This is a genomic window from Mucilaginibacter sp. P2_A5, assembly GCF_056404995.1.
This window is the reverse complement of record NZ_JBFUCY010000005.1, coordinates 270,700-284,407: the sequence shown is the minus strand read 5'-3', so window position 1 is coordinate 284,407 and position 13,708 is coordinate 270,700. Positions and strand designations below refer to the sequence as shown.

Here is a 13,708-nt window from a genome sequence, read left to right as displayed (position 1 = left end):
ATATATAAAAAAGCAATATGATAAGGATACGCAAAACCGCTGTATTGTTCCTGGCAATTTCATGCGCCTATTTAAGCGGCGGCGCGCAAACAAAGCAGCCGGTTGATTACGTTGACCCCTTCATCGGGACATCCAATTCCCGGTGGATGCTGTTCCCCGGCGCTACGATGCCCAACGGTATGGTAAAGCTTAGCCCCGATAACCAAAGAGGGGTTTGGCAGGGCGGTTATGAGTATGCCGTAGGGAGTATCCATGGCTTTAGCTTTTTACACGGCTGGACAATGGCGGGTCTGTTGACTATGCCCGCCAACGGCGATCTGTCCACATCACCAGGCGCGGCCGATGAGCCGTTTAAAGGGGCCGGGGCGGGTTATCACTCCAGGTTCAGGCACGAGGATGAAAAGGCCTCGCCAGGGTATTACTCTGTTTTCCTGATGGATCCGCAGGTTAAGGTGGAGCTGACTGCAACCGAGCGTACCGGTGTGCAGCGCTATACTTTTGCCAAAGACAGCTCGAACCGGATCATGATCCAGCTTAACATACCGGCAGAGTATGGTTATGACCTGAGAGACGCTGTTATTACTAAAGTATCCAACTCAGAGGTACAGGGTTATGCCAAAACCGCATCGGCCAACTTTAATGACTATACCTTGTATTTTGTGATGCAGTTTAGCAAACCTTTTCATGATTTTGAGGGATATGGAAACCAATCGGCAGTTAAAAGCAATAAAGAGATCAAAGGATCGGGCGAGCTGGGCGCATACGTTACCTACCCAACCTCGAAAACCGAACAGGTAATACTAAGAACCGGCATCTCGTTTGTTAACATGGACCAGGCCCGGCTCAATCTTAAAACAGAATTAAAAGGTTTCGACTGGAATTTTGATGCCCTGGTAAAGCATAACAGAACCATTTGGAACAATACCCTAAAGACTATTGCGGTAAACGGTGGCAGCGAAACCGATAAGAAGAAGTTTTACACCAATTTTTATCGCTGTTTCACTGCCAAGATGATCATGAGCGATGCCAACGGAAAATATACCGATGCCTGCGAAAACGTGCAACAATTACCGGCCGGGCGCACCGCAATGATAGGTGGCGATGCTTACTGGAATACCTTTTGGAATTTAAACCTGCTGTGGACCCTAACATCGCCCGATATGGTGCAGCAACTGGTAGATACGCAGCTGGAAATGTATGAAAAAACAGGCTGGCTATCCAAAGGCCCCGCCGGGGTAGAGTACTCGGGCATCATGGAAGGCTCGCATGAAATGGCATTGATCACCAGCGCGTATTTAAAAGGCATAGTAACCAAAGATGCTGAGACAGCATACCGCGCCATGAAAAAGACCATGGAGGTTGAACCCAGTCCTACCTGCGGAAGCAATCCGGGCAATCCGCAGATAACTGATTATGCCAAATTTGGCTTTGTACCTGTTGAAAAAGGTGCCACCTCAAAAGCATTAGATTATGCGTATGATGATTGGTGCGTAGCCCAGATGGCCAAATTGCTGCATAAGGATGATGATTATAACTTTTTTTTAAAGCGATCTGCAAGCTGGAAAAACGTTTTTAACCCGGCAAGCCGCTACGTTACGCCAAGGAAAGCAGATGGCTCATTTATCCCTGATTTTGACCTTTTTTCTGTTAGTCATTTTGTGGAGGGCAACTCCTGGCAATATTCGTTATATGTGCCGCATGATGTTCCAGGTTTAATCAATTATATCCATAAGGATGAATTTTTAAAGCGGTTAACCATCGGCTTTCAAAAATCAGAGGTACACAAATTTGCGGCGCACGCGCTTGACCGTACCATGGGGCAATCGGCCGAATATTATATTAACCAGGGCAACGAGGTAAATATGCAGGCTGCTTTCCTGTTCAATTATGCAGGCAAACCATCGCTTACCCAATACTACACCAGGAAGATCCTGAACACTTTTTATGATGCCTCGCCCTATGTCGGCTGGAATGGCGATGAAGACGAAGGCCAGATGGGTGCATGGTTTGTATTAAGCTCGATGGGGCTATTTGAAATGAATGGCGGTACATCACCCGATTTAAGGATTGATATTACCAGCCCCCTGTTTAGCGATATAAAAATCAATTTGAACCCATCCTATTTCAAGGGAAAAACATTCGAGATTAAGGCATATAATAATTCGGCCAAAAACATCTACATCCGCACGGTAAAGTTAAACGGCAAAGCTTTAAACGATAATCATATCAGCTTTAAAGATATTGTAAACGGCGGCAAGCTGGAGTTGTATATGAGCGCGACGGCTAATTAAACTTTAATCCTGGGCTGTAAGATCCAGCGAATCTGCCGGTAATGGTATCCCTTAAAGTGTCATGTTTGAGTGGTAAAATTTCGCGAAATCCTGAAGGGAAATGGCATTCAAAAATAAAAGACTATCATGCTGAGTAGTAAAATTTCGCGAAATTCTGAAGGAGGAATGACAAACCGGCGAAAGACTTACGAAGTTTTAAAAACTTCGTAAGTCTGGGATTCTACAACTTGTCATGGGTAGCCCCGTCGAAGCATAGCGGGCAAAGGCCTCTTCGACAGGTTCAGAGTGACAGCCCCACACACCTCGAAAAGAAAACATGTCATAGGCAGGAACCAAGTATCCGCCCGCGAACTTTGCATCGTAGAATAGATGGCGTAGAACAGATTCCTCATTACAGGTAACCAAAAAAACTTGCGAAGTTTTAAAAACTTCGCAAGTTTAGTCTCCCAAACGAATTACGGAAAGCTATAATTACCTACTGAGCAGCCGGCAAATCCTTAATACCCCATGCCTTATTAGGCTCAGGCCCCATTTCCAGCTTTAGCTCCCCTCCTTTTAACAATTCTGACGCCGGAAACCAGAAGGATTGTAACGCCTTACGGTTAAGCGTAGCGCTTTGTACATATTTATTATCCCTCGATACATTTTTAGCCTCGATGGTAAAGCTTTGCCCCCTGCCGTATGCACCATTAAGGTGAATGGTTACCCTGGGGAAAATAGGGCTGCCTATTTCGTATATCGGATGTGCACTGGTGCCGCCATCTGTTTGGAAAAGCCCTAATGCGTTCATGATAAACCACGAACTCATTTGTCCCTGGTCTTCATCGCCCAGGTAGGCATTGGCTACGCCAAAGCCGTAGAAACGATCGACCACCGAGCGGCTCCATTTTTGGGTAAGCCAGGGATGTTTGCCCCAGTTAAACAGGAACGCAAACTGCATGCTTTGCTGGTTGCCCTGTATCACCGGGTAGTCCCAATACTGATCGCCGGGCGCATTAAACCTCAGCTTGTAGCTTTCTTTAAAGCCCCAGCTTAACCTGTCGATAAACTTATCCTGGCCTATCTTCTGTATCAGGCCGGGAACATCCTGCGGTACAAAAAATGTAAGCTGCCACGCATTTCCTTCTACATAATGTTCATTAGCGCCTGACCGGAAAGGATCAAAATTGGGATACCAGGTACCATCCGAATTTTTCATGCGTGAATAGCCTATAGTTGTGTCCATCGCATTTTTCCAATAGCCCGACCTGGTTTTAAAGGTGTCATACACATCATTCGAGCCTAATGATTTTGCCAGCTGCGAAACTGTCCAATCGTCATAAGCATACTCCATTGTGTTTGAAAACCGGCCTTTATCATAGGGCACGTATTTGTATTTTAAATAGGCTTCAAGGTCTTCATTCCCCGCAAAGCCGGCCTTGCCTACTTTTTGCGCCGGTATGGTTTGCATTTTTACCACAGCTTCAAGCACCTTTTTTGAATCATAATCGCGGATACCCATCTGGTAGGCACCAACCATCAGCGGGATCTCATGTTCGGCTACCATCACCGGAACATAGTTCATCCCGGCGGGGCCTTTTGCAAGCCAGCCATCAGCATCGTACATAGCCAGTTGGGATTTTACCCAGTTTGACGACCATTCGGGCGTTGCCAGGTTCCAAAACTGGTTAAGGTTCCAAAAGGTATTCCAAAACGCGTCGCAACCCATTGCCGGCGATTTAGGGTCTTTCAATTGCTGCAGCCTTTTCGAGGCATCAATCCATTGCCCGTTTACATCGCTCCAGGTATTGCGGCTGGCCAGGGCACGGAACATGTTGCTATAAAACCGCATTTTCTCGCGGCTATCGTTGGTGCTTATCTCCAGGCGTCCCAATAGCTTATTCCAGGTTTCCTTTTGGCCTTCCCGTACTTTCTCAAAACTCCAGTTATATGGTTTGGTAATTTCTTCCGATAAATTCTGCGCTGCATTATCAAGGCTTACCAATGATATGCCGCTACGGGTTTGTACTACCTGGTTTTCGCGGGTATCAAACTCCACATAAGCGCCTGCATTTTTAGGGGCAATAGCGCCAACAATATCACCATCCCCTACTTTATTATTCACCCAGGTGCCAAATTTGCGTATGGGGCGGTCAAACTCAATCACAAAATAAACTGTATAGTTTTGATCGACCCCGCCCGACCATGCATCCTTTGTAAATTGCTTGCTTGATCCTTCTATCCGGGTATCGCTAACCTTTTTTAACGTAACATCCTTCAGGTTATAACCATATTCCGCCGGAATTTTCAAGTCGATCATTACCCTCGCATTTTCAACTTTGGGGTAGGTGTAACGCTCAAAGCCGCACCGGGTGGTTGCAGTAAGCTCGGCTTTAATGTGGTAATCGGTCAGCATTACTTTATAATATCCTAAAGGCGCTTCCTCGCTCGATTTATCAATCTGTGAGCGGTAACCGCCATCGCGTTTACGCTCGTCGCCAATACGGGTTTGCAGCGGGCCGCTGGTGGGCATCATACCCAGGCCCGCCATTGTCCATTCATGAATGTGGCTAAATGTGCCTATACTTTCAAAAGTGGGGTCGTACCCGCCCATCCAGCCCCCGTTTTGGTTATCGGGGCTCAGCTTAACCATCCCAAAAGGCATCCACGGCCCTGGCGCAATCATCCACCTGGAATGCGCCGAACCCAGGCGCGTATCTACATAATCTGCAGGCGTTTGTAGTTTGTTAGGCAGCCGCAGCACTATCCCTTTTTCAAGTAAAATATCGTTGCAAAAAACCTCGTAGCTACTTTTTTTTGCGACTGCTACAGCCGGCATAGGAGCTTCAAACACATACCTTGCCGAATCGAGTTTATCAGCAAAAATTATCTTCCCGTCCAGCTTAACCAGCAACTTAGGCCTGCCACTTAGGTGTTGTGCATCAACCAATAATGGCTGATATCTTTTTTTCCCATCTTCAATCTCATACGCCGCGGCTTTAACGCTGCGCAAAAAGATGCTGTTTGGAACAATTAGCTGCAATTCCTTTGGCCCATCCAGTTTAACCCGGTCAAATACCAACCATGAGCCATCTATGGAGGTAATTTGTATTTCGTTGCCGCCCTTGTGCAAAAGCCCGTTTTTTATGGGGATGGTTAGTATATAGGGATTGGCTTCATTAAGATCACCTTCAACAACCTTATTGTTTTTCCCTTTCGGAAGCAGGGTTTCAAACGACTTGCCGTTGATGACCACCTTTACCAATGGCGGCAGGGCTGCATTATAGCCAACCATGTTTATGGTAAAACTATAAACTCCGTTAACCGGCAAACTTTTCACACCAAATAAAATATTCAGCACCTGCGAGTGGATGCCCGAAGTACCACCCGTGCCACCCCAGGCATCATTTGGCCCGGGTAACACATATGGCCAATCAGTTTCGGGTTTAGATAAACCGACCAGGAAAAAACGGTCTTCCCATCCAAAATCGTGATCTAAAAAATGTTCGTAAGCTGCCGGTGCCAAAGCCATCCCCGAACTGCTACGGTCGGCCTTGCCTATTTCCCAGATAGCTTTCTGTTGAGCGAAGACCCGGTTTAGTGTAAAGCACAAGGCGACCATTAAAAACACACTTTTCCTGTTAACTGTTATAACCATATATTCAAGATTGATTTGGCATTAAATTATTGCTGTAATAAAACTTCACTGTACATTAATAATTTTAAAGCCAAGTCAGCATTTATTAATGTATGTACATAAATACATAAAATATTTCATTGTGCAAATTTTTAATACAGTATATCAATAAATTCTTTAACCTGAGTTTGATTAATAATCAGAAAAATAGCATTGAGAAATTAGGTAAGGTCCGGTATTTACATATATAATCATCTGAAATTCAAATACAGTATTCAGGGGTGAAACAATAAAATTATTGGGGCCTCCCCGGCAATGAACCCGATAAGGATGGTGTTTGCACAATATTAAGCCACCCGCGGCTTTCCATACAGTTTAAGAGCCCTCGTCGCGCATAAAATCGCAATCGATTGCGAAAAATAATCCGAAACCCCTCTTTTTAGTGCTTTTACAGCTAAAATTAATCTATTATTTATTTTTTATTAATAATCGCCTCTTCTTTTGTGTCAGTAAAAAACCAATTGTAGCACCTGTGGGCCATCACTAAGCGCCAGGTGATTTATTAACCGACCAAATTAAAATCATGTACCATTACGCACCTAACCCGCCGTAGTATGCCGCTGCACGCGCCATTTATTATTGCCCTAACGAGGTAACCAAAACCAATTAAACTTAACCATTAACAGAGAGACAATATGAAAAAACTTAGATACTTACTTATACTCCTCTTCCTTTTCCCGCTTGGTTTGTTAGCCCAGCAAACTTCTATCAGCGGAAAGGTAATTGATTTAACCGATGGGTCGGCGCTTCCGGGGGTAAGTGTAAAAATCAAAGGCACTACCGCCGGTGCTATAACTGATGTTGCAGGAAAGTTTACCCTGAACGTTACAAACACCGACGTGGTTTTGCAGGTATCATACATAGGCTACCTTACCAAAGAGGTAGTTATAAAAGATATAAAAGGTGGCACTATTGCTTTAACAGCCACTAATAAAACCCTTGATGAAGTAGTTGTAGTAGGCTACGGCGTTCAAAAGAGGGCAACAATAACCGGTTCTGTATCAACATTACAAAGTAAAGAGATTGTAACAACCAAAAACGAAAGTGTTATAAACATGCTTAGCGGTAAAATACCAGGCGTACGCATTGTTCAAACAACTGCCGAACCGGGATCTTTCGCCAACAATTTAAATATCAGGGGCTTTACAAGCGCCCCATTGGTTGTAATTGATGGTGTAATTGGCGGCGACCAATCAACAATAGGCCGGATGGACCCCAATGAAATTGAAAGTGTTTCTGTACTGAAAGACGCTGCTGCATCTATATACGGAATAAGGGCTGCAGGCGGCGCCATTTTAATAACCACCAAAAAAGGCGGGAAAAACGGAAATATCAACATCAATTATTCGGTTAATAATGCTATCCAAACCTTTTTAGGGATGCCCGAGGGTGTAGGTGCTGTTGACTACATGATGCTGACCAATGAAAAAGTTAAACGCGATTTCGCCAATAATTTTGTATCAAATGTAACCCCGGCATATTCATATGCCGATATAAAACCATGGCTTGATGGCACTTACAAATCGGCCGACTGGATAGGCATGGTTTTCAGGAAAACAGCCAACCAAATACAGCATAATTTGAATATTGATGGCGGAAACGACAAAATAAGCTATTTCTTCAACTTTGGCTATCAACGGCAGGACGGTGTTTTTAAAACCGGCGATTTAAACTACAACAAGTATAATTTCCGCTCAAACGTTACCGCCAATATAACAAAAGGGTTAAAAGCGCAGATATTAACATCGGCCTGGATGGATGAAAAAAACCTGCCTTACACCGATGAATGGACTATTTATAAGTACACCTGGAACCAGATACCTACACACCAGATTTACGCTAACGATAATCCTTTATACCCTGCCGTAATTGATGATAACATGAACCCTTCCATCATAACCGATGCCGACAAAGTGGGTTCAAAAAGGAGCAGGAATAAAAGCATCACCAGCCAGTTAAACTTAACTTATGATATACCAGGTATAAAAGGGCTAAGTGCAAAAGCTTTGTTTAACATCGATTATGGGGTTAACGACTACAATCAAATAAAAAAGACATTCTCGTTATATACTTACAAAGCAGCCGATGATACTTACATACCAAGCGTAGTAAACTCACCTTCGGGCATAACCCGCGCTTATTATACCCATTTAAATACCTTAAGCTAGGTAACGTTAAATTATGCCCATACTTTTTTTGATGACCACAACATCACGGCTATGGCTACCTATGAGCAAAGCCATGAAACTGCCGATAACTTTAATGCTTACCGGGATACCGAAATTCCGGTAGAATATTTATTTGGCGGCCTTCAAAATTCCAATATGTACGGTGGTATGGATGCCAACGCTTTACAGGACCAGGCCCACAGGAGTATTATAGGGCGGTTCAATTATGATTTTAAAGGAAAGTACCTGGCCGAATTCAGCTTTCGCCGGGATGGCACCAGTTTATATAAACCGGGCGCCGATCAATACGGGTTTTTCCCGGGGGCATCAGTAGGCTGGGTTTTAACCCGAGAAAATTTTTTCCGCAAACTGGTCTCAGATAACACCACCAATTATATAACAGCCCTGGGCTTTGAACCAGTTAATAACGTCAAGACATACGGCCGCCGACCAGGGGTGATTGTTATCATTAAAACCGAAGCCCCAAATGCACACAACAGGCTTGCCATTTTGCTTGGCGTAAGCCGATGATGAGGTGTAGGCCGACATTTTGTTGGTCCAGTCTGTTTTAATTTCCGATTGCATGTTAGTCCAGCCGCCCACATCATACATAATGTAAAATTTACGCCCGTAGGTTTCGGCTGCCGTTTTAACTTTAGCAGTAATCGCGTCGCGGATTGGCCCTTCCTGTCCGTTGGGGTTAAATCGTTGTAAAGCCGCTCCATCTATATTGTTTTGTTGCATCCATAAAAAATGGGTATTTACCGTTTGATCATTGAATGAAGAGAACAACTTGGCTGGCTGACCATTGCCCAGATTGCCAAAGTTGGATGCTGTGTAGGTGCTGGTATATTCACGAACATCCGGCCAGGATATGATACTTGCATTGGTTGGCGTTGGGACACCAAAAGGGTCGCCGGAGGCGTAATGCCACCAGGTATTAAGGGGCGAGCCATCGCCCGGAGCTGCGAACCAGCCCTGGTAGCCTACGATTACTTTGCCAACGACATCGCCGACGGGAGAAGCCGTAGTTTTAAGCTTAGGTGCCTTTCCATCCGAAGTTGTAGAAGGGGGGCTAAATTTGTTTTTGGAACAGCTGATGATGACAGTTGCGCAAGCCATTATCAAGATAAGATTGTTTTTTTTGAAATTCATAAATAATTGGTGTTAAAAATTTGGTAATTGGTTAAACGACGGCGTTGCATCCCAACTATGGGGGCACAAAGAGTTTCCTTTTCATAGACGCAGATTAATTTGTTCAGTAGATTTGTGAAATTTTCACCGGGATAATTGATTGCTTATAAAGTAAGCCGGGGGTAATTAATAAAAGATTAATTATTGCTTAATGTGCAAAATCCGGAAGGTTTGACCAGGTAATGCTGTGATATTTAGCATATCGTGGTATCGGCGATCATCAAATCTTCTGATTTGAGCATAAATAACAGTCTTCGGGCAGACTATTAATTAAAAATATAGAGGAATGTAAAAGAGGTACCTATTCAGGTTTATGCTAAAATTAGTTAAAAACCCCTCCCCTAATCATAAAATGACTTATTAAATTGGCTTTTTTTGTATATTTTCAACATAGCATTTGCAGCTATACCAAAGCGAATTAAAAGTGGTGAGTAATTCGGTGAGTACGCAAATGAAAACCTTCAAATATCATATTAAGCGGAAAAATTGAGTTGAGTACAAATCCCTAGCTCTCCCTAATAAAAATTCTAAATTAATTTTCATCTTTAAAATCTTTTTAAAGATTCTCTATTAGACCGAACGTTTATTATATTTGTATTATAGCGATTAATGGCCAAATATGTTGTTGTATAAATCGTTGAATGATCTATTGGTAATTTATAACTCATTATAATTTAAGGACTTACAAAGCAGGTTCGATTTCCGCTCTGAGTGCTTGAAAATGAGACGATTAGGTAAAAGACACTAATCACCTTTTTTATTGGGTGAAACGTTTTCTGTTTCACCAAGCCGATTTTGATACCTCCCCTATTCTTGTATATTTGTTGATAACTAAACCAATTTATAAATGGAAGTTATCTGTTTACAGGAAGATGCCTATTCCGACTGATAAACCAACCATTGGTCTTATTCTTTGTCAAACAAAAAATAAGGTTATGGCAGAATATGCTTTAAGGGATATGAATAAACCCATTGGAATTTCTGAATTTGAATTAACCAGATCATTGCCGAAAAACCTGCGTTCAAGTTTACCATCTATTGAAGAAATAGAAAACGAATTAAAAAATGGCGGGGACCAATAAGCTAAATTCGTCCATTACAATTTTGTCAATATTTTACTTTCAAAAAGCAATAGATCATAGACGGCTCTCACCTAAATTTCCAATTCTCCGCAGTTTCCCGATGAATTGGTTCGAAAATAACCCACTCTCGGGAGCACAAAATAGTTCGGTAGTACCAAAGATTACTGTAAAAGCCTCCCTGAAATTTTTAGGAGGCTTTTACATTTACTTCATCTACCTTAAAATGAATTAGCTAAGCCATTTCACCATCACTTTCCAGATGTGGCGGTATTAGTTTATACATTACCGGCGTTACGATCCTCGATAGTATAGTAGAACTGATCAGCCCGCCGATCAGTACAATCGCCAATGGCGCTATGAGCGGATTAGGGTTCAAAGCAATAGGAAGCAGTCCACAGATCGCAGTTATCGAAGTGAGCACAACCGGAAGAAAGCGGGTTTCACCGGCCATGCTTATGGCCTCATCAATGCTGTGTCCTTCCAGGCGCAACTGGTTGGTGAAATCGACAAGCAACAGTGAGTTCTTAACTTGTATGCCCGATAGCCCAATGAAACCGATTATGGAAACCAGCGACATGGGATTACCGGTAAAGAGCAGGAATACCACGCCGCCAAGAACTCCCAATGGTATGATCGATAGCACAATGATGATCCCCTTGAACGTTTTAAACTGCAGGAGCAGGACTCCGACAAAAAGGAAAGTGCTCAATATAATTACGGAAAGGAAGTTGCCGCCTAAAGCATCGCCTTCCGACTCAGCTTCGCCTGAAAGTTTATAATAATAACCCGGAGGCATTTTTAGCTTGTTCAACTGCGGAACGATGTCCTTCAGGATGTCGTTCGCCAGGACATGCTCTTTGGTCAGGGAAGTCACTTTTGCAAAGCGTGATTTATTGAAATGATTGATCGCTGTGGGCGATGTTTCAAACGAAATGGTGGCGATCTGATCAACCAGTACCGGGGTTCCCTGCACATTGTTGACATACAGGTTTTTTAAAGCGTCGAGGTTAGAGAACTTATCCCTTGGAAGTGTGATCATCACATTGCGCGAATCACCCCGGTCATCGATATAGTCCCCGACTGTTAACCCCGCAACCGCCATACGGATCACTTTGTCCACATCGCTGGTAAGCACGCCTAAGGTGCGGGCCTTCTCTTTGTCGATCTTTATTTTAACATCCGATTTATAGGTATTCAGCTCGTTGTTGACGAAAAACGTACCGGGATGCTTTTTCAGGATCTCTTCGACTTTAAACGAAAGAGAGCGTATTGTATCCTGGTTTTCTCCAAATACCCTTACTACAATATTCGCTTCGATAGGCGTTCCCTGTTCAAAGTCTTTCACTTCAATCCTGGCATAGGGAAACTCGTTGAATTTCTTTCTCAGTTGTTTGATCAGGTCAGTCTTTTCACCTGGGCTGGCCTCCTCATCCAGTTGCACAAATACCTGGGCAAAGTCGGGCTTGACATCCTGCTGATGCACATTGTAATAAATTTGTGGGTTCCCTTTCCCTATATTAGAAGTATAAAAAACGATTTCTTTGTGTTTTTTTAATTCACCTTCTACCAGTTTGGTCACCCGGTCACTTTCCGGGATATCCGCTTGCAGAGGTAATTTGATATTGATCAGGAACATCGGTTTCTCAGAAGTTGGGAAAAGCTTGAACCCGGTAACAGTGAACAGGAAAAAAGCAAGCCCGCTTAAGGCTAATGATATCCCTATGGTAGCTTTAGGCCATTTTAAGGCAAGCGGCATCACCCTGGAGTAGGATCTGGTCAGGAATCTTTGCAGGTGCTTTAAGAAGAAATTACCTTCGCCATGTGTATGCGTTTTTAGCATCCGGCTCCCCAAAAAAGGTACAAGTGTTAAGGCAACGATCATGGATGCCAAAACACTGGTCATGACAGCCATAGGCAGGCTGCGGATAAATTCACCGGCCATATCAGGTAAAAAGGCCAGGGGCAAAAATGCGATAACCAACGTGGCCGTACAGCCAATAACTGCGATACCGATCTGTTGCGTTCCTTTGAATATGGCATCCATTCGTGAATGACCTTCCCTGAGCCAGCGTTCAATATTTTCTACCACCACAATACTGTCATCCACCAGCAATCCCAAAGCAACTACAAGGCCGACGATACTCAGCTGGTTTAACGAAAAGCCCAGTAAGTTCATGGCAATTAGCCCCAGGGCTAAGGAGAGCGGAATGGAGATCATCACGATGAGCGAAGCGCGGAAGCCTAATGGCAGCAGGGTAATAACCACCAGCAAGATGGCCAATCCGAAGTCAAACCCCAAATGGCCCAAACGTTCGGCTACCATATTGGCCTGGTCGAAGTTTTTAACCATGTGGATATTCTCCGGCAGGGTTTTGCCAAACGCTTCCAGTACCGGTAAATATTCTTTCTGAACGCTCGCTATATTCACATTGTCCTTCATCGCCGCCGTAACCAGCACGCAACGGTGCCCGTTTATCCTTGTGATGTGGTTTACTGTACCGTCCTTATAGCTTACTGTGGCTACATCTTTCAAATAGATGATCTTACCATTGGCATTATAAATAACCGTATTGGCTACATCATTGATATTCTTGAATTTGCCGCTGGTTTTAACATTAAATACCTTGCTGTCAAGGTTAATGCTTCCGCCGGGGATATCCGCAGCCTCGCTTTGCAAACTACCGATGACCACATTAAGCGGTATCTTCAGTTGTGCCAGCTTGTCCAACTGCATATCGATGCGGATCTCCTGCTCGGGCATACCAAAGTATTTCACCTCTTTCAGGTTGGTAATTTTCTCTAATTGTGTTTTTAAGATGTCTGCTTCATCCCGCAGCATTTTTCCGGAAGCTTGGTCTGATACCAGGGCAACCTGTATTACCTTTACATCAGAAGAGGAAACCTTTTCTGTTTTGATCAGGTAGATATCTTTAGGAAGTTCGCTGTTTTTCAAAGCATTTATCTCCGTGGATATTTCCTGGTATTTATTGTCTACATCTACGCCATATTTAAACTTTGGCTGGATAACCGCTACACCGTCCTCTACGGTTGTCAGGATCTTTTCAATGTTCTCCAGGCCGTATATTTTGTTTTCGATAGGTTTGACCACCTGTTCTTCCATATCCTTCGGACTGGTGCCAGGGTAAATAACGGTAATGATGTATTGTGGCGGATGGGTGGTCGGATCTTCCGAACGGGGCATGGTGAACAGTGTCAGCACGCCGACAACTGCTACCAAAAGAAATATAATCAGCGTAAACTGATAGTTCTTAACGGCAAAATTTGTGATCTTCATGG

At 43.7% G+C, this 13,708-nt stretch carries 6 protein-coding genes; 3 read left to right on the top strand and 3 right to left on the bottom strand.

From position 1 onward, the window contains the following. Positions 1-17 precede the first annotated feature (17 nt). The gene (locus tag AC1DXF_RS06490) at positions 18-2,291 is read left to right on the top strand and encodes a GH92 family glycosyl hydrolase (RefSeq protein ID WP_477447316.1); all 2,274 of its coding nucleotides are present in this window, start codon (positions 18-20) and stop codon (positions 2,289-2,291) included. A 475-nt stretch (positions 2,292-2,766) separates the two neighbouring features. Here AC1DXF_RS06490 and AC1DXF_RS06485 read toward each other — a convergent pair whose 3' ends face one another. Then, positions 2,767-5,928, bottom strand: a complete 3,162-nt coding sequence (locus AC1DXF_RS06485; RefSeq protein ID WP_477447314.1) for a GH92 family glycosyl hydrolase — start codon at positions 5,926-5,928, stop codon at positions 2,767-2,769. Between the two features lie 674 nt (positions 5,929-6,602). On the opposite strand from AC1DXF_RS06485, the gene AC1DXF_RS06480 reads away from it, so the two are divergent. Further along, a complete protein-coding gene (locus AC1DXF_RS06480; RefSeq protein WP_477447312.1) occupies positions 6,603-8,135 on the top strand; it encodes a SusC/RagA family TonB-linked outer membrane protein in 1,533 nt (510 codons plus the stop codon). A gap of 375 nt (positions 8,136-8,510) precedes the next feature. On the opposite strand, the gene AC1DXF_RS06475 is transcribed toward AC1DXF_RS06480, so the two are convergent. After that, a complete protein-coding gene (locus AC1DXF_RS06475) occupies positions 8,511-9,290 on the bottom strand; it encodes a glycoside hydrolase family 71/99 protein (protein ID WP_477447310.1) in 780 nt (259 codons plus the stop codon). An 803-nt stretch (positions 9,291-10,093) separates the two neighbouring features. Between AC1DXF_RS06475 and AC1DXF_RS06470 the strand changes: the two genes are divergently transcribed. Then, on the top strand, positions 10,094-10,411 hold the full coding sequence (locus AC1DXF_RS06470; RefSeq protein ID WP_477447308.1) for a PDDEXK nuclease domain-containing protein: 318 nt from the start codon (positions 10,094-10,096) through the stop codon (positions 10,409-10,411). A gap of 232 nt (positions 10,412-10,643) precedes the next feature. Here the strand turns inward: AC1DXF_RS06470 and AC1DXF_RS06465 are convergent, their stop codons facing one another. Continuing rightward, positions 10,644-13,706, bottom strand: a complete 3,063-nt coding sequence (locus AC1DXF_RS06465; protein WP_477447306.1) for an efflux RND transporter permease subunit — start codon at positions 13,704-13,706, stop codon at positions 10,644-10,646. Positions 13,707-13,708 lie beyond the last annotated feature (2 nt).